The sequence below is a fragment of the Streptomyces sp. NBC_00102 genome (assembly GCF_026343115.1).
GTDB lineage: Bacteria > Actinomycetota > Actinomycetes > Streptomycetales > Streptomycetaceae > Streptomyces.
Genome location: NZ_JAPEMC010000001.1, coordinates 2,951,608 through 2,976,321 on the forward strand (window position 1 = coordinate 2,951,608; position 24,714 = coordinate 2,976,321).

Consider the following 24,714-nt stretch of genomic DNA (forward strand, 5'->3'; position numbering starts at 1 on the left):
GAGAAATGCGTGAGCGACAACCAGCAGGCCATCACCGAGGACCAGCGGCGCCGGGCCGCCCTGATCTGGGATTACCACCAGATGCACCACCCACTGCGCCCCGTCGACGTGGCGATCGGACTGGGCAGCCACGACCTCGGAGTCGCCACCCACTCCGCCGACCTGTACCGCGCCGGGCTCTTCCCGACTCTGGTCTTCACCGGCGGCAACAGCCCCACCACCGCCAAGGTCTTCCCGCGCGGCGAAGCTGTCCACTACCGCGAGCACGCCCTCTGTCTGGGCGTCCCCGCCGAAGCGATCCTGCTGGAACCAAAGGCCGGCAACACCGGGCAGAACATCACCCTTTCCCGTGAAGTCCTCGCCGCCGCCGGCATCACCCCGGCCACGGTGCTGCTGGTCTCCAAGCCCTACATGGAACGGCGGTCGTTCGCGACCGCACGCAAGCTGTGGCCCGACGTCGAGATCCTCTGCACGTCGGAGCCGCTGGAGCTCGACGGCTACATGAAATCCATCGGCGACGAAAAGCTCGTCCTGGACATGCTCGTCGGCGACCTCCAGCGAGTCATCGAGTATCCGAAGCTCGGATTCGCCATCGAGCAGCAGGTCCCGGAGGACGTGCATGGAGCGTACGAATCCCTCATCGACGACGGCTTCACCAGCCGCCTCATCACTACCTGACCTGCCAGAACCGGGCGGGCTGTGCGCCATTCATCAGCCCAACCTGTTCCCCAGACTGACCACACTGGCCAAGCTGTTCGCGGCGGACTACTGGATTGTCCTGGACGACGTACAGTTCACCCGCCGCGACTACCAGCACCGAACCCGCCTCGGTGACCTCGACGAACCGGACCGTCGGCAGTGGCTCACCATTCCCACCCAGCTTTCCAAGGGGCGGCAAACTCTCATTCGGGACGCGTTGATCGGTGACCCCGGCCTGGCCCGTCGAAAGACGGCGGGGGTGCTGCGGCAGTACTACGGAGCGAGCCCACACTGGCCGGCCCTCGCACGGGCCCTGGACCCAGTACTGGATGCCTTCGTCACGGGCCGGACCGCCACAGTCGCCGAAACCTCCACCCGTGCTCTACTCGGGCTGCTCGGCTGGCAGGGCAAGATTCTCAACAGCAGCGAACTGCCCTCCCAGCCGGGCCGCTCCCAGCGGCTCGCCGATCTTTCCGCCATCACCGGTGCCCGCTCCTATCTCTGCGGAACCGGCGGCATGACGTACCTCGACCCGGCACCGTTTGCCGCCAAGGACATCGCCGTCACGCCGTTCCGGCCGCCGACGACCGGCATCTGGTCCTCGGGCCGAAGTCTCAGTTCGCTCGGGGCATTGGCAGCACTCGGCCCGCAGGAAGTGGCCACCATTATGCAGAGGATCGCCTCGGACCACGCTTGATGTCGGGACTGTAAAACGTTCGGCTCTGTTCCGTAGTCGGTGGTGACGGTCGGTGGGCAGTTATTGAAGCAGGATGCGGTGGCGGAGGAGGTCGAATCCTGCTCGGCCGTGCATCTGTCGCATGATCTTCTTGGTTCGGGTGTTGACGCCTTCGGTCCGGCCGTTGTGGTGGGGCAGGGTGAGGCCGGCATTCACGGCGGCGCGGTCGAGTTCGAGGCCGTTGCAGAAGCTGTGCAGGTGGGGCAGGTCGGCGGTACGGACGGTAGTGATCCACTGGGTGAGCGCGTCGTGGTTGGCCTGGGCCGGGGTCAACAGCGCGGCGAACTCGCCAGTAAGCCGGGCGAGTGCCGTCATCTCCGGGCAGGCAGCGGTGAGGAGGCCGAGCAGGTCGGTGTCCTTGGTCCACAGGTGCTCGGGGTGAGTTAGCAGAAGCCGGGCGAGGCGGCGGGGAGTTGTGACGGGACGGTGGCCTTCGGCGCGGCCCTGGTTGAGGTAGCGGACCAGCAGGTTGGCACTGCCGGTGTAGCCCAGTTCCCTGATCTCGTCGAGGAGGTGGGTGACGGGCACGGCCGGGTCCTGCGCCCGTCGTTGACGCAGGTGGTCGCGGTAGGGGTCGACCAGCGTGGGCCTGTAGCGTGGGGTGATGCGATCGGCGGACGGTTCGGGGATGCGGGCGTAGCGCTTGACGGTGTTCAGGGCGAGGCTCAGTCTGCGGGCACATTCGAGTAGGCCGACGCCGGAGTCGAGGAGGGCGTGGACTTTGTGCCAGCGCTCGCGGATGGTCTGCTCGTGGATGCCGCCGGGCCGGGGCGGGTTGACGGTGGCCCAGCAGGGGGCGTGGGCCCGGACCTCGGCCAGGACCTTGTCGCACAGGTTCTGCCACAGATGCCAGCGGTCGCTGACCTGCACTGCGTCGGGCAGTGCCCGGCGGATCGCCTCGGCATAGGTGGCCGAGCCGTCCCGGCACACGACCTCGACCCCCTTCTTCGTGCGCAGCCATGCCTCCAGCGTGGCTGCCTCGCGGTCGGGCAGAACATCGATGCGCTCCCCGGTCTCGGCGTCGATGATGATCGTGGCGTAGCGGTGGCGGCGGCGCAGGGCGAAGTCGTCGACCCCGATCACCCGTGGGGCGGCCACCGTCGGGAGGGGGATGCGCCGCAGGAGGCGCAGGGCGGTGGCGTAGGAGAGGGGCGTGGCCAGGTACCGGGTGAGACGGGCGGCTGCCCGGCCGCATAACTCCTTGGCCACCTCTGAGACCTGGCTGGTCAGGCGCGTGGTGCGGCGTTGAAGGCGCTCGATCAGCCCAGGGACTTGCTCGCGGAAGGTCTGTCGCCGGCAGCCCAGGACCGGGCAGACCAGGCGCCGCACCCGGACGCGTACTACGACCCGGCGGCCATCGACCGGCACATCCGCCACCGTCCGGACGTGATACCCGTGCACCTTCCCCGTCGGTACCCCGCACACCGGGCAGGGCACCGGAACATCACGGGTCCGGGCGAGCACCCGGACTACCTGGCCGTCATCCACCACATCCTCGATGACCAGCGCCGAGAGTCCTGAAAACACCACGGCAACAAGGGAGTTGACATCTCGCATATAACATCAACGACGCCTGTCACCTGCCGTCACCACCGACTACGAAACAGAGCCGCTCGTTTGACAGACCCACCGTTGGCTGGCCGGCAAGCGGATCCGCAAGTCCGGCCTGAACCGCTACGAGACCGACGTCCGCGTGCACCTCAAACCGCACATCGGCGGCCGGCGCCTCGACCGGCTACGCGTCAGCCACCTCAGCGAGATGTTCACGGCCATCGCGGACGCCAACGCCGAGGCCCTGGAGCAGAACGCCCAGCGGCGATCAGCGGTCGATGAGCTGGCTGCTGTTCCGTGGAAGGGATTGGAGAATCGCGCTCGCCGAAAGGCCCTCAAAGCGGCGATCGACGCGATGCCGCCCTACCGCCGCGTCACCGGTCCCTCGACGCGCCAGCACGTCAAGGCCACGCTCCGCGCCGCCCTGAACGACGCGATCGGCCAGCAGATCATCACGTTCAACCCGGCAGCCCACGTCGAGATCGACGCGGCGCGTAAGCCGAAGGCACTGGTCTGGACAGACGAGCGAGTCGCCAAGTGGCGGCAGACCGGCGAGAAGCCCTCCCCCGTCATGGTGTGGACTCCGGAACACACCGGGGCCTTCCTCGACTTCGTCGCCGAGGACCGGCTGTACGCCATGTGGCACCTGATCGCCTTCCGCGGCCTGCGCCGGGGCGAGGCGTGCGGGCAGCCGTGGTCGGAGACCAACCTCGACCGGCACTCCCTCACTGTCTCGGGCCAGCTCGTGCAGGACGGCTGGGACATCGAGGCGTCGGAACCGAAGACCGACAGCGGCTTCCGCGTCGTGGCGCTGGACGACGACACCGTCGGCGTCCTGAAGCGGCACCGCGAGCAACAGCAGGCGGACCGCGAGGCGTGGGGACCGGCCTGGGTGGATACCGGGCTCGTCTTCACTCAGGAGGACGGCTCCTGGCTCCACCCCGGCAAGGTGACCGACCTCTTCGAGCGTCTCGTCGCGGCCTCGGGCCTGCCACCGATTCGCCTGCACGACCTCCGCCACGGAGCGGCCACCCTGATGCTCGCCGCCGGCATCGACGTCAAGATCGTGTCCGACACCCTCGGCCACAGCGATACCCGGATCACCCGTGACATCTACCAGAGCGTCCTCCCCCACGTCGGCAGGAGCGCCGCCGAGGCCACCGCCAAGCTGGTCCCGCTCCAGCGGAAGACCGAGGCGGAGGAAGCCGCCCGCAAAGTGGAGAAGGCCCGGAAGAAGGCCCAGCGCGCCAAGAAGGCCCAGGTCCTGTCGGCGAAGAAAGCGAAGCACAACGTGAGCCCCCAAGCCTAAGCAGAGCACCAGAAGCCCGGGAGGTAGCCATCGGCGGCTCATCCAGGTACACCACGGCACCTCCCTGCTTTTTACGCCCTGCTTCGGGTGAGCTCCACGCGGCGACGACGGCAGCGCCTTGTTCCCGCAACCCATGAGGAGCGTTCACCTAAGCCGCGTCCCGCCCGACGCACCGTTTCCAAGTGCATGCCAAACCGACATGATTAGCTGCCGTGAAGGACTTCGTGATTCCTCTCGTGATCGCAGTGATCGGATTGGCTGCAACCGGGCTAGGCGCCCTTGTTGGAGCACGAGCAGCCAGGTTCGGCGCCGAGAGGAACGCCGAGACCGTTCGACGACAAGTGCAGGACCAAGCCGCCGTGGAACACGGCCACTGGCTGAGGCAGCAGCGGCTCAGTACGTACGAGAGCTTCCTCGAAGCCTGGGATGAATGCCTACGAATCACCCAAGCATCGGCAGCAGTGCACGACCCAGATTCCACGGGCCTCGAAAATCTCGGAGAAGCCGCAGGTCGAATGGCGGAACGTGCACGGCGCATCGCACTCCTGGGACCGGAAGAGGTCACACGCACAGCTGAGGAGCTGACCGAGACGATGCAGGAAGACGTCAGAGTCTCCACCCGGTTCATCGAGGTAGCCCAAGCTGCGACAGCAGCGGTCGACAGCCGAGCGGTTCCCCCCGACGCCATGGCCAATGCAACAGAGGAGTACAGGCAACACACCGAGCAACTTGGTGAGCTCATGCGCTCCTATCGCGATCAAGGGCGGAGCCTACGAGATCTTGATGGCCATCCCCTTTTGGGCGAGCTGATGAGGAGCATCCAGCAGTACCGTCACGCTTCCGGGGAAGCGCAGGAAGCACTGGAGGAGAATTTCGCGCGCCTGTCGGGGGCAGCGGAAGCGGCATCCGCGATGGTGGCTGCCCTCACACGCAACAAGCAGGCCCGGGAACTCAGTCGGGAACGCTTCACCAGCGCGGTACGGCAGACACTCGGTACGCCACCCATGACCCGGTAGCTCAAGCAGGAAAGAAAGCTGGCTGAGAGCAACGGAAGGGCCAGGTCGCCAGGCGGAGCAGGCTCGCCCAGTAGGCCCTGGCCCCCGCCGCTCACGCAGCGCTCACGCAAGCGATCCCCCGGCACCCCACCCATCTGACGCGCCACGCCCGGAGCAGCAGAAAACCCCAGGCCACGGGCTATGTGACCTGGGGTTCTTCCGAGCCCCCTGTCGGATTCGAACCGACGACCTACGCATTACAAGTGCGTTGCTCTGGCCGGACTGAGCTAAGGAGGCGAGCGCGGGCGCGTGCCCTGTGCGGACCCGTCGCGTGCCCGTGCAGTGTAACCAATGCGGCGTGTGTCCAGGGCGTGAAATTCACGTGGCCTGAACTACAGACAGAACGGAAAACGCCAGGTAGCGTCACCTCGGGTTCACCCGAGTGGACCATCTCACTCCGTTACTCGGATCGTCCGGCACGTTCCTGCCGGTGAAGGAGAAGCATCAGCATGGCCAGTGTCACGTTCGACAAGGCGTCCCGCATCTACCCCGGCTCCACCAAGCCCGCGGTGGACCAGCTCGAGATCGACATCGCGGACGGCGAGTTCCTCGTCCTCGTCGGTCCCTCCGGTTGTGGCAAGTCGACCTCCCTGCGCATGCTCGCGGGTCTCGAGGACGTCAACGCCGGCGCCATCCGCATCGGTGACCGCGACGTCACGCACCTGCCGCCGAAGGACCGGGACATCGCCATGGTGTTCCAGAACTACGCGCTGTACCCGCACATGACCGTCGCGGACAACATGGGCTTCGCGCTCAAGATCGCCGGTGTGAACAAGACCGACATCCGGGCGAAGGTCGAAGAGGCCGCCAAGATGCTGGACCTCACCGACTACCTGGACCGCAAGCCGAAGGCGCTCTCCGGTGGTCAGCGTCAGCGTGTCGCGATGGGTCGCGCCATCGTGCGTGAGCCGCAGGTCTTCCTCATGGACGAGCCGCTGTCGAACCTCGACGCCAAGCTCCGTGTCTCCACCCGTACGCAGATCGCCTCGCTGCAGCGCCGCCTCGGCATCACGACCGTGTACGTCACCCACGACCAGGTCGAGGCCCTCACCATGGGTGACCGCGTCGCGGTCCTCAAGGACGGTCTGCTCCAGCAGGTCGACTCGCCGCGCAACATGTACGACCGCCCGGCCAACCTCTTCGTCGCCGGCTTCATCGGCTCCCCCGCGATGAACCTCATCGAGGTCCCGATCACCGACGGTGGCGTGAAGTTCGGCAACAGCGTCGTCCCGGTCTCCCGCGAGGCGCTCACCGCCGCCGCGAACCGCGGTGACACCACCGTCACGGTCGGCATCCGCCCGGAGCACTTCGACATCGTCGAGCACGGTGGCGCGGCCGCGACCGGCCTCACCAAGGCCTCCTCCGACGCCCCGGCCGGCCTCGCCGTCTCGGTCAACGTGGTCGAGGAGCTCGGCGCCGACGGCTTCGTCTACGGCGGTGCCGAGGTCGGCGGCCAGCACAAGGACCTCGTGGTCCGCGTCGGTGGCCGCGCCGTCCCGGAGAAGGGCACCAAGCTGCACGTCGTCCCGCGTCCGGACGAGCTGCACGTCTTCGCGACCTCGACGGGCGAGCGCCTCACCGCCTGATCCGTTCCCGGCGCGCATCGCCGCGCGGGCGCCTGACCGCCCCGGGCGGCAGCACCTGAACACATCGACGGTCCCGTCTCCTTCCGAGGAGGCGGGACCGTCGTCGTACCCGCCCGTCGCGCGCACGTACATGCCCGCCTGCCTACGCACGCGGCCGGCCCGGCGCCCACGCGACCAAGCCGACGGGTTTGGAGTCCGGGATGTCCGGGATGCCTTACGAGCGGTGAATACCGGCCCCACCCGGGGCAATTCACCCCTCTCCGTCAACCTCGGATTCGAAAAATGCGCTCGAACTCTCCCCCGCGAGAGTGACGGAAGGTCGTCGAATCATCACGGAACGCTACGCTCGCTGCGTGACCCACACCGCGCGCCGAATCGGCCGAACTCTCGCCTTCGTCCTGCCCGTCGTCATGGTCCTGTCCGGGACGCTCGCGGTCACCCGCGTGCCGTGGTCAGCACCGAACACGGACACCCAGCTGCTGACCGCGGCTTCCGCGACCGTGTCGCAGAAGGCCAAGCCGCTCGCCCCGCAGGACATCCTGCGCGAGAAGCTGCTCGTCGAACTCAAGGAGCAGGACCCGGGCGTCGCCCTGACGGACCTTCAGCGGGCCGTGGAGCAGAAGCCCTCGCTCGCCCGGCACTGCATGTCGATCGCCAAGGCGCTCGGCAAGGCGGCCGTCGAGCAGTACGGTCCGACGCGCGCGCACCGCTTCTCGCGGCCGGTCTGCGACACCTCGTTCGCCTCGGGCGTCGCGCAGTTCAGCTGAGCCCGTACGGTCCGGCCGGCCCCGCAGTTCGGCCGAACACCACCGGCCGGCACGGCATATCGTGCCTGGCATGCTGCATACGTATCCGACGCAGGCCGTGGTCCTGGCCGGTGGCCAGGGGTCGCGACTGCGCCCGTACACCGATGACCGTCCCAAGCCGATGGTCGAGATCCCGGGCACCGGGACCCCGATCATCGGCCATCAGCTTTCCTGGCTGGCCGCCGAGGGCGTCACCGACGTCGTGATCTCGTGCGGCCATCTTGCCGAGGTGCTCCAGGAGTGGCTGGATTCGGCCGTCCTCCCGCTGAACGTGATGACGGTCGTCGAGAACGAGCCCCTGGGGCGTGGCGGTGGGCTGAAGTACGCCGCCGCCCGGCTGCCCGATCCGGAGCAGCCCTGGTACGCCACGAACGGCGACATCTGGACCCGCTTCTCGCTGCGCGAGATGGCCGCGTTCCACACGGAGCGCGACGCCACGGCCACGCTCGCCCTGGCCCGGCCGCGCATTCCGTGGGGTGCCGTGGAGACGGACGCGTTCGGGCACATCACCGACTTCATCGAGTCGCCGCCGTCCCCGTACCTGATCAACGCGGGTGTGTACGTGTTCTCCCCGGCCTTCACTGAGCTGCTGCCCGACCGGGGCGACCATGAGCGGACCACCTTCCCCCGGCTGGCCCGCGAGCGTCTGCTCGCCGGGTACCCGCTGCCGCAGGGCGCCTACTGGCGGGCCATCGACACGGCGAAGGACCTGACCGAGGCCGCCAAGGAACTCGGCGCACGCTCCGCCGGCTGACCACCCGCGCATCACGTCCAGCCCCGGCCCCCGAACCTCCCCGCAGGTACGCGAACGGCGAAGAGGTCCCACCGGAACGTCCGGTGGGACCTCTTCGCCGTACTCCTGCCGTCGTGCGCGGCGCCCGCTCAGCCGAGGAGGCCGCCGAGCGGGTTCCGGCCGCCGCCGGAGGTCGAGTCGCCGGAACCGCTGTCGCCGTCGGACGGGTCCGAGCCGTCGCCTCCGCCGGCACCGCCTCCGTCGCCGGTGGTGGAACCGGAGGAGGACGGGCCGGAGCTGGCGGACGGGGGCGCCTGCGGGGGCGTCTCCTGCCGCGGGGGCTGCTGGACGGTGCCCTGCGTCGCGCTGGGCTCGGCACCCGAGCCCGTGGAGTCCTCACCGGCGGTGGACTCGTCGCTCGGGGCGGTGCGCTCCGCGGACGGGGTCGCCGGGGCGACGGAGCGGGACGGTACCGGGGTGTGCTCCTGGACCGGCTTCTTCGGCGCCTTGGACTCCTCGGGGGTCTCCTCCGGGAGCGGCATACCGGGAAGCTGGTTGGTCGGCTTCTCGTTCGGGCCGGGCACGGTGACCACCTGGGTGGAGCGGACCGCCCCGCCCAGCACCGAGCCGACGAGGAGAGTGAGTCCGACGACCACGCTCGCCAGAACCGATCCGCGTCGCAGGACCCGGCTGCGGAGGTCCCAGATCCCGGAGCGCGGGCCGAGCCGGCGCCACGCCTCGCCGGCCAGCCGGGCGTCCACCGAGTAGACCGGGGCGCCCGCGATGACGAGCGGGCTCCAGGCCGCGAGGAAGATGATGTCCGGGGCGTCGAAGACGGCGACGGTGTGCCAGCTGACCGTCACCAGCAGCGCGGCGGAGAGCAGCGCGCCGAAGGCGGCGGCGACGCGCTGCCAGAGGCCGAGGACGGTGAGCACACCGACGACGACCTGCAGGAAGGCGACGGTGAGTCCGGCGCCGACCGGGTGGGTGAGGGCGGCGTCCCGCAGCGGTTCGGCCGCCTCCCACGGGTGGAGCGAGTTCAGCCACTTGACCATGGAGCCGCGTTCGCCGCCGTCGAAGAAGACGGGGTCGCTGAGCTTGCCCATGCCCGCGTAGACGGAGATGAGGCCGAGGAAGACGCGGAGCGGGAAGAGAACGACGCCGAGGTTCATGCGGCGGCCCGGGTAGTAGGCGTGCCGGACGGAGTCGCCGGTGGACCGCCGGTCGCGGACCTCGGGGTCCTCGTCCAGGTCGTCGTCCAGGTCGTCGAACCGGCCCTCGCCGTACTTCTCTTCGTACCGGTCGAAGCGGCCGTCGTATCCGTTGCCCGTGCCGTCGTATCCGCTGCCCGTGCCGTCGTACGCGGGACCGGTCCCGTCGTACGCGCCGACCGCCTGTCGCATGGGCGGGAGGAGCGGACCGCCGGTGCGCTCCTGGCTGGGCAGCACCGGGTTGGGCTGCGTCTCGTCCAGGCGTGGGACGAGCCGGGTGGCACCGGTGGCCGTACGGGGGTCCAGATGTCCGGTGGAGGAGTTGCGTACGGCCTGGAGCAGGCCCGACGCGCCCGGGTCGCCCGGCTCCGACCTCCCGCTCCAGACGACCGGGGCCCGCCTGCGCCCCCCGGCTCCGCTCATCGCCGGGACGCGTGCGGCGCCGACCGGAGCCGCACCCCGCAGCCGTGCGCGCTGGCCCGGGGGAAGCTGCACCCGGAAGCTGGCGTGGTTGACGATGACCTGCGCGGGGTCGCTGTCCACCTTGGTCATGCTCAGGGCGGGTTGATCGTCGAACCGAGGCGTTCTGGTGTCCACACTCATCTAACCGAGTGACGTGACGTTAGGACACTGCCTTGACCTCGCCTAAGTGTCCGAGAACCGTCAACAGGTCGAGTGGAGTTCCTCGTTCCGGTTCACGGCCCGCCCGGAATGCCCCGTGCGTACCGCTGTGCGTACCCTCGCACGTCCCCCGTGCGGACCACTGCCGCCGTGTCCCGGTCAGGAGGTGAGGGGCTCCCACCAGGCACGGTTGTCCCGGTACCAGGCGGTGGTCTCGGCGAGCGCCTCGGGGAGCGCGCGACGCGGCCGGTAGCCCAGTTCCGAACAGGCGCGCGACCACGCGGCGCGGGGCGGCCCCACGTCGCCCGGACGCGTGGACGCCCCGGCGCGGCGGGGCACCGGGCTGCCGCCGTACACCTCCGCCACCAGCCCGGTCAGCTCCGCCTCGCTCAGCTCCGCGCCGCCGCCGAGGTTGTACGTCCGGCCGGGGCGGCCCCGGGTCCGGGCGAGTTCGACGCCCCGGCAGTGGTCGTCGACGTGCAGCCAGTCCCGCACCCGCCCGTCCCCGGCGCCGCCCCCGGCCCCGCTTCCGCGCGGCACGTCGAGGCCGCCCAGCAGCCGGGTCACGACGGACGGCACGGTGTGCTCGGGGAACTGGTGCGGGCCGTACGTGCCGGCCGCCCGGACCACACGCACGTCCAGGCCGTGGGTGCGGTGGTGGGCCAGCGCGATCAGGTCGGCGGACGCCTTCGACGCGGAGTACGGGGAGGCGGGGGCGAGCGGGGCGTCCTCGGCGCGCGGACCGGCGCCCCCGGGCCCGTACACCTCGTCGGTGGATATGTGGACGAACCTGCGGACCCCGCCGCGCAGGGCGGCCTGGGCGAGGGTCTGCGTACCGAGCACGTTGGTCGACACGAAGACCGCCGTACCGTCGACCGACCGGTCCACCTGGGTCTCGGCCGCGAAGTGGACGATCTCGTCGTGCCGGGCGACCAGCCGGGCGACGACCGCGGGGTCGCAGACGTCCCCGTGGACGAAGCCGAACCGCGGATCGGCCAGCACCGTCGTGAGGTTGGTCAGGGTGCCCGCGTGGGTCAGCTTGTCCAGGACGGTCACGGTCACGTCGCCCGGCCCTTCGGGCCCGAGGAGCCGGCGTACGTACGCGGAGCCGACGAAGCCCGCCCCACCGGTGACGAGAAGACGGGTCGGGCCGCCGCGGGACTCGCGGAGCCCGCCACCGACCCGGGACGGCGAGCCCTCCACCCCGTTCCGGAAATTCGTTCCTGGAATTATCTCTCTCCGCACGCAGGCGACCGTAACACAGCCCCCTTTCTCATCAACATTTCAGAAAGATCTCACCAACGGCACAGTTCCGAATCACGGCCGCTTAATGAACACGTAATAAAACTCGGGGTACGCAGTGCGGAATGCCGCATGTCCGAGGAGGTACGAACCGAATGCTCCAGCACGACCCACGGGTGAGGGCGGCCGGCCGCCGGGCCCGCCGGACGTTGCGCGCCCTGAGGAACCGCGTGGGCGCGGCGACCACCCGACGACCGGCACCCGCGAGGCCCGCTCCCCGGGGCGCACGGCTGGTTCCGGACCCCGTCTTCGTCATCTCGTCCGTGCGCTCCGGCTCCACCCTGCTGCGGGTGCTGCTCAACAGCCACCCCTCGGTGCGCGCCCCCCACGAGATGCACCTGCGCACCCTGGAGGTGCGGCTGCAGAAGGCGTACAGCGAAAAGGCGATGGACAAGCTCGGCCTTGACCAGCAAGAACTGGAGCATCTGCTCTGGGACCGGGTGCTCCACCGCGAACTGGTGCACAGCGGCAAGGACGTCATCGTCGACAAGACGCCGGGCAACGCCCTCATCTGGCGGCGGCTCCACGAGGCCTGGCCGGACGCCCGGTTCGTCTTCCTGCTGCGCCACCCGGCCTCGATGGTCAGCTCGCTCATCGACGGCCGCCCCGACCGCGACCTCGACCGGACCGTCTCCGAGGTGAAGACCTACGTGGACGCCGTCCACGAGGCGCGCGCCGCCCTGCCGGGGCTCACCGTGCGGTACGAGGAATTGACCGAGGACCCCGCCACCGTCACCCAGGAAATCTGCGAATTCATCGGTGTCGAATGGACCCCGGAAATGCTGAATTACGGAAAGCAGGACCACGGTCCTTTCCAGGCATTCATCGGGGACTGGAGCGACAACATCAAGTCCGGCCGAATCCAGCCGGCCCGCGCACTGCCCTCCGCCGAGGAAGTCCCCGCCCGGCTGCGCGAGATCTCCCGCGCCTGGGGGTACCCGTGCTGAACCCCTGCCGCATCCCGTCCGGCGGCGCCACCGTCTGGCTGACCGGCCTGCCCAGCTCCGGCAAGAGCACCGTGGCCCGTGCGGTCGAGGAGCGGCTGCGCGCGGCGGGCCGCCGGGTCGAGGTGCTGGACGGCGACGAGATCCGTACGTTCCTCTCCGCCGGACTCGGCTTCTCCCGCGAGGACCGGTACACCAACGTCCAGCGCATCGGACTGGTCGCCGAAGTCCTCGCACGCAACGGCGTCGTCGCCGTCGTCCCGGTCATCGCCCCGTACGCCGACAGCCGCGAGGCGGTCCGCGCCCGGCACGCGAAGAGCGGCACCCGCTATCTGGAGGTCCATGTCGCGACCCCGGTGGAGGTCTGCTCGGTACGCGACGTGAAGGGCCTGTACGCCCAGCAGGCCGCGGGCGAGATCAGCGGCCTCACCGGCGTGGACGACCCGTACGAAGCACCGGAGTCGCCCGATCTGCGGATCGGGACCCACCGCCGGACGGTGGCCGCATCGGCCGAGGCCGTCCTGGAACTGCTCGACGGACCGGCCCGCCCCGGCGCGCCGGTCCCGCACGACGGGGAGGACCCCGCATGAACACCCGCACGGCCGTCCCGGCCCCCACGACCCTCACGACCCTCACGATGTCGACGGCCACCCGCGCCGACGCCCGCGGTACGCACACCGGCCCGGCGCCCCGCACCGACACGGTCACGGGCCCCCGCCCGACGGCCCCCGAGCGCGTGCGCCCCGAACGCTCGCACCTCGATTCGCTGGAGTCGGAGGCGGTGCACATCTTCCGTGAGGTGGCGGGGGAGTTCGAGCGGCCGGTGATCCTCTTCTCCGGCGGCAAGGACTCCATCGTGATGCTCCACCTCGCGCTGAAGGCCTTCGCCCCCGCCCCCATCCCCTTCACGCTCCTGCATGTCGACACCGGGCACAACTTCCCCGAGGTCCTCGACCACCGCGACCGCGCCGTCGCCGCCCACGGGCTGCGCCTGCACATCGCCTCCGTCCAGGACTACATCGACGCCGGCACCCTGCGCGAACGCCCCGACGGCACCCGCAACCCGCTCCAGACCGTCCCCCTCACCGAAGCGATCCAGCAGCACCGCTTCGACGCCGTCTTCGGCGGCGGACGCCGCGACGAGGAGAAGGCCCGCGCCAAGGAACGCGTCTTCTCGCTGCGTGACGAGTTCTCCCAGTGGGACCCCCGCCGCCAGCGCCCCGAACTCTGGCAGCTCTACAACGGCCGCCACGCCCCCGGCGAACACGTCCGCGTCTTCCCGATCTCCAACTGGACCGAACTCGACGTCTGGCAGTACATCCAGCGCGAGCGCATCGAGCTCCCCGAGATCTACTTCGCCCACCACCGCGAGGTCTTCGACCGGGGCGGCATGTGGCTCACCGCAGGCGACTGGGGCGGCCCCAAGGACACCGAACCCACCGAAACCCGCCTCGTGCGCTACCGCACCGTCGGCGACATGTCCTGCACCGGAGCCGTCGACTCCGACGCCACCACCCTCGACGCCGTCATCGCCGAAATCGCCGCCTCCCGCCTCACCGAACGCGGCGCCACCCGCGCCGACGACAAGATGAGCGAAGCCGCGATGGAAGACCGCAAGCGCGAGGGGTACTTCTAAATGACCACCACCACAACGCCGTTGGCCGAAACCACCCTGCTGCGCTTCGCCACCGCCGGCTCCGTCGACGACGGCAAGTCCACCCTCGTCGGCAGGCTCCTCCACGACTCCAAGTCCGTCCTCACCGACCAGCTGGAGGCCGTCGAGCACGCCTCCCGCAACCGCGGCCAGGACACCCCCGACCTCGCCCTCCTCACCGACGGCCTGCGCGCCGAACGCGAGCAGGGCATCACCATCGACGTCGCCTACCGCTACTTCGCCACCGCCCGGCGCCGGTTCATCCTCGCCGACACCCCCGGCCACGTGCAGTACACCCGCAACATGGTCACCGGCGCCTCCACCGCCGAACTCGCCGTCGTCCTCGTCGACGCCCGCAACGGCGTCGTCGAACAGACCCGCCGCCACGCCGCCGTCGCCGCCCTCCTGCGCGTCCCCCACGTCGTCCTCGCCGTCAACAAGATGGACCTGGTCGACTGGTCCGAGAAGGAGTTCCTGCGGATCTCCGAGGACTTCGCCCGGTGCGCGGCCGAACTCGATCACCCCATGACGGAGTTCACCGCGATACCGGTCTCCGCACTGACCGGCGACAACGTCGTGGACCGCTCCGCGCACATGGACTGGTACACGGGTCCCACCCTCCTCGACCATCTGGAGACCGTCCGCACCGACGACACGGCGGCGGACACTCCGGCCCGGCTCCCCGTGCAGTACGTCATCCGGCACGGCGACGACCGTTGGTACGCGGGCCAGTTGGCCTCCGGCGAGCTGCGCGCCGGTGACGCGGTGGTGGTGCTCCCCTCGGGCGTCACCTCCACCGTCACCGCCGTCGACCGGCTCGGCCGGCGCGTCGACGCCGCGTACGCCCTGGACTCGGTCTCCGTACGCCTCGCCGACGACCTGGACATCGGCAGGGGCGACCTCATCGCGCCGGTGGCCGAGGCGCCCGCACTCACCCGGGACGTCGACGCGGACGTCTGCCACCTGCACGACCGCGCCCTGCGCGTCGGAGACCGGGTGCTGCTCCGGCACACCACCCGTACGGTCAAGGCGATCGTCCGGGACCTGCCCGGCCGGCCCGACGGCCTCACCACCAACGTGCTGGGCCGGATACGCCTCCGCACGGCCGAACCGCTCGCCGCCGACCCGTACGCCGCCTCGCGCCGGACCGGCTCCTTCCTCCTCATCGACCCCGCTGACGGCGCCACGCTGACCGCGGGCATGGTCCGGTGATCGCGTGCCGACCCCGGGCCGGGCGCCCGCACTCGTCCTGAAGCAGGTCACCCACACCTACCGGACCGGCGAGCCGCCGGTGCTCGACCGGCTCGATCTCACCGTCGGGCAGGGGGAGTTCCTCTGCGTGCTCGGCGCGTCCGGCTCCGGGAAGTCCACCCTGCTGAGCCTGCTCGGCGGGCTGGAGCACCCTTCCTCGGGCACGGTGTCGCTGCCGTCGCCGCGACCCGCCCTGATGTTCCAGGAGCACGCGCTGTTCCCCTGGCTCACCGCGGGCGGGAACGTCGAACTCGCGCTCCGCTTCGGCGGGTTGCCGAAGGCGGAGCGGGACGCGGAGGCCCGGCGGCTGCTCGCCCTGGTGCGGCTCCCGGGCGCGTACGACCGGCCCGTGCACGAACTCTCCGGCGGCATGCGGCAACGCGTCGCCCTGGCCCGCGCGCTCGCGCAGGGCAGCCGGGTCCTGCTGATGGACGAACCCTTCGCCGCGCTCGACACGATCACCCGCGACGTCCTGCACGAGGTGTTCCTCGACGTCTGGAAGGCACGCGGGCTCACCGTCGTCTTCGTCACCCACCAGGTGTCCGAGGCCGTCCGGCTCGCCACCCGCGTCGTGCTGCTCTCCTCGCACCCCGGCCGGATCGCCCACAGCTGGCGGGCCGGTGAGCCCGGGGCCGACGGCGCGACCATCACCGCACGGCTGCGGGAGGAGATCCGGCGCCATGCCCCCGCCCACTGAAGAGAAGGAGCGGACCGCCGGGACCACTGCTCTCACCGAGGGCCTCGACCGCCTGGAGACCGCCCCGGTACGCCGCCCGGCGCACGCCGGAAACGCCCGGAGACGGGTCGCCCGCCTCCGCGCCACGGCCGGCGCCCCGGCCCTCTCCGCACTCGTCCTGCTGCTGCTCTGGCAGGGCGCGTACGCACTCGGCCTCTCCGCCACCCTCCCCTCCCCCGCCGCCGTCGCCTCGTCCCTGGGCGACGCGCGGCGGGACGGCACCCTGTGGCCGTCTCTCGGCCACAGCCTGCTGCGCACGGCCTGCGGGTTCACGGTCTCCGCGGTGCTCGGCACCCTCCTCGGGCTGCTGATCCACCGGGTGCGCGCCGCGCGCGGGGCGCTCGCCCCGGTCCTCTCGGCGCTCCAGTCGCTCCCCGCCGCCGGTCTCGTACCGCTCGGGGTCATCGCCTTCGGCGAGTCCGAGAAGGCGGTGTACGCGGTGGTGCTGCTCGGGGCCGTACCGTCCGTGGCACTCGGCGTGGCCGGGGCGCTCGGGCAGATCCCGCCGCTGCTGGTGCGGGCCGGGCGCTCGCTGGGCGCCACCGGGCCCCCGCTCGTCCGGCACATCCTGCTGCCGGCCGCGCTGCCCGGGCTGGTGGCCGCGCTGCGGCAGGGCTGGACCTTCGGCTGGCGGGCGCTGATGACCGCGGAGCTGATCACCGCGACCCCGCTGCCCGGCGTCGGCGGGCTGCTCAACTCCGGCAAGGAGAACGACGACACCGCACTCGTGCTCGCCGCCGTCCTCCTCGTGCTCGCCGTCGGCATCGTCATGGAATCCGCTCTCTTCACCCCGGTGGAACGCCGGGTGCTGCGCGCCCGGGGCCTGCTCCCCGGCCGGCTCTGAACACCGACACCCCCCTTCGCGTACGTCCGCACGCCCCGAAAGGCACCGCCATGAGCCCGGCCTCCTCCCCTCCGCCGAAGGTCAGCGTCGTCGTCCCCGTGTACAACCCCGGTGCGCACATGGACGAGTTGATCGACTCACTGCTCCACCAGACGCTGGCCCCGGACGAGTTCGAGGTGATCTTCGTGGACGACGGCTCGACGGACGGCACCGGAGCACGACTGGACCGGCTCGCCGCGGAGCACCCGCACTTCGCGGTCGTCCACATACCCAACTCCGGCTGGCCCTCGCGCCCCCGCAACCTGGGGATCGAGCGCGCCCGGGGCACCTACGTCCAATTCGCCGACAACGACGACTGGTTCGGCACCGAGGCCCTGCAACGGCTGTACGCGTACGCCGAGGAGAACGGCTCCGACATCGTGGTCGGCCGGATGGCCGGCCGGGGCCGGGGCGTCCCCCGTGAGCTGTTCCGCAGGAACCTCCCCGACGCCCGGCCGGAGAAGAGCGCGCTGGTCGACAGCCTCACCCCGCACAAGATGTTCCGGCGGTCCTTCCTGCTGGAGCACGGGCTGCGCTTCCCCGAGGGCAGACGCCGGCTGGAGGACCACGTCTTCGTGATGGCCGCCTACTTCGCGGCCCGGCGGATCTCGGTCCTCTCCGACTACGTCTGCTACTACCACGTGGCCCGCCCCGACCACTCCAACGCGGGCTTCCGCACCTTCGACCCCGCCGGATACTTCGGCAACCTCCGCGAGGCGCTCGACATCGTCGACGCGAACACCGCACCCGGCGCCGTCCGCGACCGGCTGCACCGGCGGTGGCTCCGGGTCGAGACGGTCGAGCGGCTCAGCGGGAAGCGGTTCCTGGACGCCCCCGAGGAGTGGCGCGCGGAGTTCTTCCGCGAGGCCCGCCGCCTGGTCGCCGAGCGCTTCGGCCCGGGGGTCGCCGCAGGGCTGCCCGCCCGCCAGCGCGCGGCGGCCGAACTCCTCGTCCAGGACCGCATCGACGCCGTGCGCGAGCTCGCCGGATGGGAGTCGGCGGTCCGCGCGAAGGCCACCGCCTCCGCCCCGTCCGTCGAGGAGATCACCGCGACCGGCGAGCTGCTCTCCGGCGGCTCCCCGCTCACCTTCACCCACCGCCCGGACGGCGCCGACGCCCTGGCCGTGCCGGTGGACGGCATCCCCGCCGAAGCGCTGGACGTCACCAAGGCACTCAGGAACGCCACGATGGACGTGCTGGCCCGGCGCAGGGGCGGCGCCGAGGAGTTCTTCGTCCCGTCGAAGACCAGCGTCACCCGGATACCGGACCCGAGCGCCCCGGGCGCCTTCCGGACCGTCCACACCACCGTCGCCACGATCGCCCCGGACACCCTCAACTCGGGCCGTAACGCCGGAACATGGGACCTCAAGGTGCGCATCAGCAGCTGCGGCTGGCAACGCGACGCCCCGCTGCCGCTCAGCCTCCTCATCAGTACGGACGGCGCCCCGCCCGTGCTCACCACCCCGCCCGCCCGCCCCGTCACGGTCCTCCGCCTCAAGCGGGCGGCCCGGCGCAGGGCGGCGGCCCTGCTGGCGCGGCTCCGCGGGCTGGTCTGAGCCACCCCCCTCGTACGGTCCGAGAGCACCGCCGTACGAAAGCGGCCCCGAGACCCCCGCCGTACGAAAGCGGCCCCGGGGCCACCCGCTCGTGCGGGCGGCCCCGGGGCCGTTCTCGTCATGCGTACCGGCCCGGGCGCGTGGTACCGGGCCGGTGGTCAGTGGGCGCTCACGCGCGGCGGCGGGCCACCTCGTAGAGCACGATGCCGGCCGCGACACCGGCGTTCAGCGACTCGGCGCCACCCGGCATCGAGATGCGGACGCGGTAGTCGCAGGTCTCGCCCACGAGGCGGCCGAGGCCCTTGCCCTCGCTGCCGATCACGATGACGACCGGACCGGCCAGCTGCTCCAGGTCCTCCACCGTGTGCTCGCCGTCGGCGGCCAGACCGACGACCGTGAGGCCCGCCTTCTGGTAGCCCTCCAGCGCGCGGGTCAGGTTGGTGACCCGGGAGACCGGGGTGCGCGCGGCCGTACCGGCCGACGACTTCCAGGCGCCCGCCGTCATGCCGGCCGCACGCCGCTCGGGGACGACCACGCCGTGGCCGCCGAACGCCGACACGGACCGGACGATCGCGCCCAGGTTGCGCGGGTCGGTGACCCCGTCGAGCGCCACGATCAGCGGGTCCTCGCCGTTGTCGTACGCGGCGGCGGTCAGGTCCTCCGGGTGCGCGTACTCGTACGGCGGGACCTGGAGGACGAGGCCCTGGTGGTTCAGGCCGTTCGTCATCCGGTCGAGCTCGGGGCGCGGCGCCTCCATGAGGTTGATGTTGCCGCGGTCGGCGGCGAGCTTGAGCGCGTCACGCACCCGCTCGTCGTTGTCGATGAACTGCTGGACGTAGAGCGTCACCGCGGGGACGCCGTCGCGCAGCGCCTCGTAGACCGGGTTGCGGCCGACGACCATCTCCGAGGTGCCCTTGACGCCGCCGCGCCGCGGGGCGGGGCGACGGGCCGCCGCCTGCTTGGCCGCGGCGTTCGCGATGCGGTTCTTCTTGTGTCCCTTGCGGGCGGAGGCGGGCGGCGTCGGGCCCTTGCCTTCGAGGCCACGGCGTCGCTGCCCACCGCTGCCGACCTGCGCGCCCTTCTTGTTGGACGTGCGGCGGTTCCTGCGCTGGCTGTTCCCGGCCATGACCTACCTGTTTCGTTGCTTCAGAAATGCTTCTACAAGTGAAAGTGTGCCGCCCGGACGGCCGGGCGGCACATTCGCGCCGGTGGGCGCCGTGCGATACGCGGTGCTCAGCGCGGTCCCAGCGTCCACCGGGGACCGCTCGCGCTGTCCTCGATGACCAACCCGGACTGGTTCAGCTGGTCGCGGATCGCGTCCGCGGCGGCCCAGTCCTTGCGCTCGCGGGCGCCCTGGCGCTGGTCCAGCACGAGCCGGACGAGCGTGTCGACGACACCGTGCAGATCCTCGCCCCGGTCGCCCTCGCCCGCCCAGTGCGGGTCGAGCGGATCCAGGCCGAGGACGCCGAGCATGGCCCGGACCTCGGCGAGACGGGCGATCGCGGCTTCCTTGTCGTCGGCGGCGAGCGCGGAGTTGCCCTGGCGCACGGTGGTGTGGACGATCGCGAGCGCCTGCGGGACGCCCAGGTCGTCGTCCATCGCCTCGGCGAAGGCCGGCGGCACCTCGGTGGCGGGCTCGACCGTCTCGCCCGTCTTCTCGGTGACCCGCTGCGCGAAGCCCTCGATCCGCGCGAACGCGGACTCGGCGTCGCGCAGGGACGCCTCGCTGTACTCGATCATCGAGCGGTAGTGCGCGCTGCCGAGGTAGTAGCGGAGCACGATCGGCCGCCACGCCTTCACCATCTCGCTCACCAGCACGGAGTTGCCGAGCGACTTCGACATCTTCTCGCCGGCCATGGTGACCCAGCCGTTGTGCACCCAGTACTTCGCGAAGGTGTCGCCGAACGCCTTGGACTGGGCGATCTCGTTCTCGTGGTGCGGGAAGATCAAGTCGATCCCGCCGCCATGGATGTCGAACTCGGTACCGAGGTACTTGTGCGCCATCGCGGAGCACTCCAGGTGCCAGCCCGGGCGGCCGCGGCCCCACGGGGTGTCCCAGCTGGGCTCGCCCTGCTTCGCGGACTTCCACATGGCGAAGTCGCGCTGGTCGCGCTTGCCGGTCTCGCCCTCGCCGGACGGCTGGCGCAGGTCGTCGAGGTTCTGGTTGGAGAGCTCCAGGTACCCGGGGAACGAGCGCACGTCGAAGTAGACGTTGCCGTCCGCCGCGTAGGCGTGGCCACGCTCGATGAGGCCGCGCATCATCTCGATCATCTCGGTGATGTGGCCGGTGGCGCGGGGCTCGTAGGTGGGCGGCAGGCAGCCGAGGGCGGCGTAACCGTCGTTGAACGCGCGCTCGTTCTCGTACCCGATCGACCACCAGGGGCGGCCCTGCTCCTCGGACTTCCGGATGATCTTGTCGTCGATGTCCGTGACGTTCCGGACGAACGTCACGTCGTAGCCGCGGTACGCGAACCAGCGGCGCATGATGTCGAAGTTCAGGCCGGAACGGATGTGCCCGATGTGCGGTGCGGCCTGGACGGTAGCGCCACAGAGGTAGATCGAGACACAGCCCGCGGTGAGCGGGACGAAGTCACGGATCTGCCGGGCGCTGGTGTCGTACAGGCGAATAGTCACGGCTCCAGGGTAGTAGGCCGACACCAGTGCCCCGCGACCTCTGGGAGGTCACGGGGTAACTTTTCTGCTATGCGGGCCTCGGGAGGGCCTTTCCACGGGGCACGGGGTGCAGGTGGGAGGCGTGGGGCGGGTGTGGCACGGCCGCCCGCCCGCGCGGAAAACTCTCCACGGCGCGGGCGGCGGCGGCCTGCCTCAGATCCGGCCGACCACCTTGCGCGGGGTGATCCGCACGACCACCCGCTCGGCGTCGTTCACCGAGTCCGGGTTGAAGTCCGCGTACCCCTTGCCGGTGTACTTCCGCGACAGCTGGTCGATGAGCTCCTGGCCGCCCTCGGTGGACAGGGTCGCCTCGCCGCGGATCTCGGCGTACGAGTACGGCGCGTCGAACGGCTGGAGCAGGACGGTGACCCGGGGATCGCGGCGCAGGTTCTTCTCCTTGCGCCGGCCGACCGTGGTGGAGATCAGCACGTCGTCACCGTCCCGCGCCACCCACACGGGTGACACCTGCGGGCTGCCGTCCGGCTGGATGGTGGCGACGTTGACGAAGACGGGCGTGTCCAGCAGTTTCTTGAGCTCATCGGAAAGTGCGGCGGTCATGACCTACATCCTCCTGCGCATGGCGGTGACGGGCTGTGACGGTACGTGATCTGCGTCTCGTACCCCCGTAACCACGCGGCCGCTCCGTTCGTTCCCGGACCGGCCCCACCGGAAGAGTGAAAACCGGACGGGAGTGGGCGGGCCTCCGGGCCCGCGACCGTACGGCGGCGGGCCCGGGTCCGGCCTCAGGGGGCGCGGTACACCAGCGCGGTGGCGATCCCCGCGATGCCCTCGCCCCGGCCGGTGAAGCCGAGACCGTCCGAGGTGGCGGCGGAGAGCGAGACGGGCGCGCCGACGACGTCCGAGAGCACCTGCTGCGCCTCCTCGCGGCGCTTGCCGATCTTGGGCCGTACCCCGACGACCTGCACGGCGACGTTGCCGATCTCGAAGCCCGCCGCCCGGACGATGCGCGCGGCCTCGGTCAGCAGGGTGACGCCGGAGGCGCCGGACCACTCCGGGCGACCGGTGCCGAAGTGCTGCCCCAGGTCGCCGAGGCCCGCGGCGGAGAAGAGGGCGTTGCAGGCGGCGTGCGCGACGACGTCCGCGTCGGAGTGCCCGGCCAGTCCCGGCCCCTCGCCCTCCCACTTCAGGCCCGCGCACCAGAGCTCGCGGCCCTCCTCGAAGGCGTGGATGTCGGTCCCGATCCCGACGAGCGGGATCACGGGGCGGGAATCGGGAACGGGACGGGGATCAGAAGCCATCGTTCGCCCTCCGGCGTGCGAGTACCGCCTCGGCCAGCACGAGATCGAGCGGCCGGGTCACCTTGAACGCCTCTTCGTGGCCGGGCACCACGACGACGGGTTCGCCGAGACGTTCCACCATGCCCGCGTCGTCGGTGGCGCCCTCGGCGCCGAACACCACGGTCGCGTGCGCCCGCACCAGGGTGTCGCGGTCGAAGCCCTGCGGGGTCTGCACCGCGCGCAGCCTGGCCCGTACGGGGGTCGAGAGCACCGGCTCCGGGGCGCCCGGGGCCACCGAGGGCTCGACCTCCTTGACGGTGTCGGCGAGCGGCACGGCGGGCACCACGGCCGGGGCTCCGCCGCGTACCGCCTCGATGACCGCGTCCACGGTGTCGACCGGCACCAGCGGGCGGGCCGCGTCGTGCACCAGGACCGTGGCCACGTCCTCGGGCAGCGCCTCCAGGCCGAGGCGGACGGACTCCTGGCGGGTCTCGCCGCCGGGCACCACCACGTAGTCGGTGCGCTCGGGCAGGGCGTGCGCGTCGAGCAGGTTCTTCACGGCGGGGGCTCCGTCCGGCGGGGCGACCACCACGACGAGCGAGACGGCGCGTGAGGCCGCCATGGCCCGCACGGCGTGGATCAGCATGGGCGTGCCGCTCAGGGTGCGCAGCGCCTTGGGGGCGCCGGGGCCGAGCCGGACCCCGCGGCCGGCCGCGGGGATGACTGCGGCGGTCCGCCGAGGACGCCCTGGCCGGGCCGTATCGCCGGCCGGGGCGGCTCCGACGGGCGCCTGCGCGCCCCCGGGGAGCCGCGGCACGTCGGGCGGCGGCACGTCGGACGGTGACATGGGTGACATCGCTTGCACTCCGAAGCTTCAGCAGGTTTGTCGCCACGGCCGACGTGGGTAGGGCACCGGGCGAGCCGCCGTACAACGGCCTGCCTCGGTCCGGACCCCTTCCGTGACCCGGTCGAGCGAGTCGTGGCGACGGCACGTGGCGGCCGGTGCGTCGACCGGCCGAGGGGGACGCTAGCTGTACAGGTACCGGCGCGACCACCACCTGGTATCCGGCCGAATTCAGCCGTATCCGGGTGGCCGAAAAAGAATCTTGAAATGCGCCGGGCGCCCAGGTGTCCGGCCCCCCGCACGCGGTGATTCCGGTGCGGTGGGTTCCGCCGCATCGGAAACCCGCCGCACCGGGACCGGAAGTCGGTGGCGCGGGGGCATGAACGCCGGCCGAGGCGCGCGCGTGGCCGGGTACGAGCGGTCCCAGGCGCGGGCGAAAGACGCACCGTGCCCACCGACCACACACGCCCAGAACGCGAACATGCCGCGGCCCCCGGAGACTCGCCGTGCAAAACGGCTGGTCAGCGGGGACTACGGCATATTCGTACGACCGGTGTGATCCGGTTCAGGACGCGAGAACCTCGTCGAGCAGGGCTTCGGCCTTGTCCTCGTTCGTGTTTTCCGCGAGAGCGAGCTCACTCACCAGGATCTGGCGGGCCTTGGCGAGCATGCGCTTTTCTCCGGCGGAGAGTCCACGCTCGCGCTCACGACGCCACAGGTCGCGCACCACTTCGGCGACCTTGATGACATCGCCAGAGGCGAGCTTCTCCAGATTTGCCTTGTAGCGACGGGACCAGTTCGTCGGCTCTTCGGCGTACGGCGCGCGAAGCACCTCGAAGACCCGGTCCAGCCCGTCCTGCCCGACCACGTCGCGCACGCCCACGAACTCCGCATTGTCCGCAGGCACACGAACCGTCAAGTCGCCCTGGGCGACCTTGAGCACCAAGTAGGTCTTGTCCACGCCTTTGATCTGGCGAGTTTCGATAGCCTCGATCAGCGCGGCCCCGTGATGGGGATAGACCACGGTGTCGCCAACCTTGAACGTCATGTGACAGGTACCCCTTCCGTGGCTATCCAGGGTAACACGAGAACCGCTCCTCCTGAATGGCGTTTTCGCAGGTCAGGGCATATCTCGGGGCTTGACAACAGCATCCGGAACGTGCTGCGCGAGGCTTCGCGAAGACGGTATTCGCAGGTCGGAGCCGTTGTACGACCGGCCGGAAACGCGCCGTTCCCACGCCCGGGAACGCTGCCCGAACGGGTTAAAGATCCCGTTTTGCCGGATTCGAGGAGCCGCACTTTCTTCCATGCGTTCGGAGATCGATC

General features: G+C 70.8%; 22 protein-coding genes, 1 tRNA gene and 1 pseudogene. 14 read left to right on the top strand and 10 right to left on the bottom strand.

Going from position 1 to position 24,714, the window contains the following annotated elements:
• Nucleotides 1-9 precede the first annotated feature (9 nt).
• Both OHA55_RS13110 and OHA55_RS13115 read left to right on the top strand, forming a co-directional pair.
• On the top strand, nt 10-678 hold the full coding sequence (locus OHA55_RS13110; protein WP_266705960.1) for a YdcF family protein: 669 nt from the start codon (nt 10-12) through the stop codon (nt 676-678).
• Nucleotides 620-1,396: a WbqC family protein gene (locus OHA55_RS13115; protein ID WP_323180402.1), complete on the top strand. Its 777-nt coding sequence runs from the start codon at nt 620-622 to the stop codon at nt 1,394-1,396. Before OHA55_RS13110 ends, OHA55_RS13115 begins: the two co-directional genes overlap by 59 nt.
• Nucleotides 1,397-1,456: 60 nt before the next feature.
• On the opposite strand, the gene OHA55_RS13120 is transcribed toward OHA55_RS13115, so the two are convergent.
• Nucleotides 1,457-2,962 (bottom strand): ISL3 family transposase, encoded by a 1,506-nt coding sequence (locus OHA55_RS13120; protein WP_266710619.1) that lies wholly within the window; start codon nt 2,960-2,962, stop codon nt 1,457-1,459.
• A 103-nt stretch (nt 2,963-3,065) separates the two neighbouring features.
• On the opposite strand from OHA55_RS13120, the pseudogene OHA55_RS13125 reads away from it, so the two are divergent.
• Together OHA55_RS13125 and OHA55_RS13130 are read left to right on the top strand one after the other, a co-directional pair.
• Nucleotides 3,066-4,295, top strand: a pseudogene (locus tag OHA55_RS13125) (tyrosine-type recombinase/integrase); the annotation flags it as partial.
• A 212-nt stretch (nt 4,296-4,507) separates the two neighbouring features.
• On the top strand, nt 4,508-5,311 hold the full coding sequence (locus OHA55_RS13130) for a hypothetical protein (protein WP_266705962.1): 804 nt from the start codon (nt 4,508-4,510) through the stop codon (nt 5,309-5,311).
• Nucleotides 5,312-5,512: 201 nt separating this feature from the next.
• Here the strand turns inward: OHA55_RS13130 and OHA55_RS13135 are convergent.
• Nucleotides 5,513-5,587, bottom strand: a tRNA-Thr gene (locus OHA55_RS13135).
• A 212-nt stretch (nt 5,588-5,799) separates the two neighbouring features.
• On the opposite strand from OHA55_RS13135, the gene OHA55_RS13140 reads away from it, so the two are divergent.
• From OHA55_RS13140 to OHA55_RS13150, 3 genes are all read left to right on the top strand, one after another.
• A complete protein-coding gene (locus tag OHA55_RS13140) occupies nt 5,800-6,936 on the top strand; it encodes an ABC transporter ATP-binding protein (protein ID WP_266705964.1) in 1,137 nt (378 codons plus the stop codon).
• A gap of 353 nt (nt 6,937-7,289) precedes the next feature.
• Nucleotides 7,290-7,703: a hypothetical protein gene (locus tag OHA55_RS13145; RefSeq protein WP_266705966.1), complete on the top strand. Its 414-nt coding sequence runs from the start codon at nt 7,290-7,292 to the stop codon at nt 7,701-7,703.
• Between the two features lie 73 nt (nt 7,704-7,776).
• Nucleotides 7,777-8,496, top strand: coding sequence for a nucleotidyltransferase family protein (locus OHA55_RS13150; protein ID WP_266710621.1), 720 nt, complete (start codon nt 7,777-7,779; stop codon nt 8,494-8,496).
• Between the two features lie 128 nt (nt 8,497-8,624).
• On the opposite strand, the gene OHA55_RS13155 is transcribed toward OHA55_RS13150, so the two are convergent.
• Both OHA55_RS13155 and OHA55_RS13160 read right to left on the bottom strand, forming a co-directional pair.
• A complete protein-coding gene (locus OHA55_RS13155; RefSeq protein WP_266705967.1) occupies nt 8,625-10,289 on the bottom strand; it encodes a DoxX family membrane protein in 1,665 nt (554 codons plus the stop codon).
• A 177-nt stretch (nt 10,290-10,466) separates the two neighbouring features.
• Entirely contained in the window at nt 10,467-11,510 is a 1,044-nt protein-coding gene (locus OHA55_RS13160) for a dTDP-glucose 4,6-dehydratase (protein WP_266710623.1), read from the bottom strand.
• A 269-nt stretch (nt 11,511-11,779) separates the two neighbouring features.
• Between OHA55_RS13160 and OHA55_RS13165 the strand changes: the two genes are divergently transcribed.
• The 7 genes from OHA55_RS13165 to OHA55_RS13195 are packed head-to-tail and all read left to right on the top strand — an operon-like array spanning nt 11,780 to nt 18,633.
• Complete coding sequence (locus OHA55_RS13165; RefSeq protein WP_266705969.1) at nt 11,780-12,556, top strand: sulfotransferase; 777 nt, start codon at nt 11,780-11,782, stop codon at nt 12,554-12,556.
• A complete protein-coding gene (gene cysC / locus OHA55_RS13170; protein ID WP_266705971.1) occupies nt 12,550-13,143 on the top strand; it encodes an adenylyl-sulfate kinase in 594 nt (197 codons plus the stop codon). Before OHA55_RS13165 ends, cysC begins: the two co-directional genes overlap by 7 nt.
• The gene (cysD, locus tag OHA55_RS13175) at nt 13,140-14,189 is read left to right on the top strand and encodes a sulfate adenylyltransferase subunit CysD (protein ID WP_266705973.1); all 1,050 of its coding nucleotides are present in this window, start codon (nt 13,140-13,142) and stop codon (nt 14,187-14,189) included. Before cysC ends, cysD begins: the two co-directional genes overlap by 4 nt.
• Entirely contained in the window at nt 14,190-15,419 is a 1,230-nt protein-coding gene (locus tag OHA55_RS13180) for a sulfate adenylyltransferase subunit 1 (RefSeq protein WP_266705975.1), read from the top strand.
• A 37-nt stretch (nt 15,420-15,456) separates the two neighbouring features.
• The gene (locus OHA55_RS13185; protein ID WP_266710625.1) at nt 15,457-16,155 is read left to right on the top strand and encodes an ABC transporter ATP-binding protein; all 699 of its coding nucleotides are present in this window, start codon (nt 15,457-15,459) and stop codon (nt 16,153-16,155) included.
• Nucleotides 16,139-17,038 carry an ABC transporter permease gene (locus tag OHA55_RS13190; protein WP_266705977.1) on the top strand — a complete coding sequence of 300 codons (900 nt, stop codon included), beginning with the start codon at nt 16,139-16,141 and terminating at the stop codon, nt 17,036-17,038. The genes OHA55_RS13185 and OHA55_RS13190 overlap by 17 nt, the downstream gene beginning before the upstream one ends.
• 50 nt (nt 17,039-17,088) lie before the next feature.
• Nucleotides 17,089-18,633 carry a glycosyltransferase family 2 protein gene (locus tag OHA55_RS13195; RefSeq protein ID WP_266705979.1) on the top strand — a complete coding sequence of 515 codons (1,545 nt, stop codon included), beginning with the start codon at nt 17,089-17,091 and terminating at the stop codon, nt 18,631-18,633.
• Between the two features lie 169 nt (nt 18,634-18,802).
• Here OHA55_RS13195 and rlmB read toward each other — a convergent pair whose 3' ends face one another.
• The 6 genes from rlmB to OHA55_RS13225 form a co-directional block, all read right to left on the bottom strand.
• Nucleotides 18,803-19,759 (bottom strand): 23S rRNA (guanosine(2251)-2'-O)-methyltransferase RlmB, encoded by a 957-nt coding sequence (gene rlmB / locus OHA55_RS13200; RefSeq protein WP_266705981.1) that lies wholly within the window; start codon nt 19,757-19,759, stop codon nt 18,803-18,805.
• A 107-nt stretch (nt 19,760-19,866) separates the two neighbouring features.
• On the bottom strand, nt 19,867-21,267 hold the full coding sequence (gene cysS / locus OHA55_RS13205) for a cysteine--tRNA ligase (RefSeq protein WP_266705983.1): 1,401 nt from the start codon (nt 21,265-21,267) through the stop codon (nt 19,867-19,869).
• A gap of 192 nt (nt 21,268-21,459) precedes the next feature.
• On the bottom strand, nt 21,460-21,864 hold the full coding sequence (locus OHA55_RS13210; RefSeq protein WP_266705984.1) for a PPOX class F420-dependent oxidoreductase: 405 nt from the start codon (nt 21,862-21,864) through the stop codon (nt 21,460-21,462).
• Nucleotides 21,865-22,049: 185 nt separating this feature from the next.
• Entirely contained in the window at nt 22,050-22,565 is a 516-nt protein-coding gene (ispF, locus tag OHA55_RS13215) for a 2-C-methyl-D-erythritol 2,4-cyclodiphosphate synthase (RefSeq protein WP_266705986.1), read from the bottom strand.
• Nucleotides 22,555-23,391: a 2-C-methyl-D-erythritol 4-phosphate cytidylyltransferase gene (gene ispD / locus OHA55_RS13220; RefSeq protein ID WP_266705988.1), complete on the bottom strand. Its 837-nt coding sequence runs from the start codon at nt 23,389-23,391 to the stop codon at nt 22,555-22,557. The genes ispF and ispD overlap by 11 nt, the downstream gene beginning before the upstream one ends.
• Before the next feature lie 562 nt (nt 23,392-23,953).
• Nucleotides 23,954-24,436, bottom strand: coding sequence for a CarD family transcriptional regulator (locus OHA55_RS13225; protein ID WP_003953493.1), 483 nt, complete (start codon nt 24,434-24,436; stop codon nt 23,954-23,956).
• Between the last annotated feature and the right edge of the window lie 278 nt (nt 24,437-24,714).

What these genes read in the sequence shown, in the direction of transcription:
- cysD (WP_266705973.1), top strand. Translation starts at nt 13,140, where the DNA reads ATGAACACCCGCACGGCCGTCCCGGCCCCCACGACCCTCACGACCCTC.
- OHA55_RS13195 (WP_266705979.1), top strand. Translation starts at nt 17,089, where the DNA reads ATGAGCCCGGCCTCCTCCCCTCCGCCGAAGGTCAGCGTCGTCGTCCCC.
- ispF (WP_266705986.1), bottom strand. Translation starts at nt 22,565, where the DNA reads ATGGCTTCTGATCCCCGTCCCGTTCCCGATTCCCGCCCCGTGATCCCG.
- OHA55_RS13190 (WP_266705977.1), top strand. Translation starts at nt 16,139, where the DNA reads ATGCCCCCGCCCACTGAAGAGAAGGAGCGGACCGCCGGGACCACTGCT.
- OHA55_RS13155 (WP_266705967.1), bottom strand. Translation starts at nt 10,289, where the DNA reads ATGAGTGTGGACACCAGAACGCCTCGGTTCGACGATCAACCCGCCCTG.
- ispD (WP_266705988.1), bottom strand. Translation starts at nt 23,391, where the DNA reads ATGTCACCGTCCGACGTGCCGCCGCCCGACGTGCCGCGGCTCCCCGGG.
- OHA55_RS13140 (WP_266705964.1), top strand. Translation starts at nt 5,800, where the DNA reads ATGGCCAGTGTCACGTTCGACAAGGCGTCCCGCATCTACCCCGGCTCC.
- OHA55_RS13115 (WP_323180402.1), top strand. Translation starts at nt 620, where the DNA reads ATGGAGCGTACGAATCCCTCATCGACGACGGCTTCACCAGCCGCCTCA.
- rlmB (WP_266705981.1), bottom strand. Translation starts at nt 19,759, where the DNA reads ATGGCCGGGAACAGCCAGCGCAGGAACCGCCGCACGTCCAACAAGAAG.
- OHA55_RS13225 (WP_003953493.1), bottom strand. Translation starts at nt 24,436, where the DNA reads ATGACGTTCAAGGTTGGCGACACCGTGGTCTATCCCCATCACGGGGCC.
- OHA55_RS13180 (WP_266705975.1), top strand. Translation starts at nt 14,190, where the DNA reads ATGACCACCACCACAACGCCGTTGGCCGAAACCACCCTGCTGCGCTTC.
- OHA55_RS13210 (WP_266705984.1), bottom strand. Translation starts at nt 21,864, where the DNA reads ATGACCGCCGCACTTTCCGATGAGCTCAAGAAACTGCTGGACACGCCC.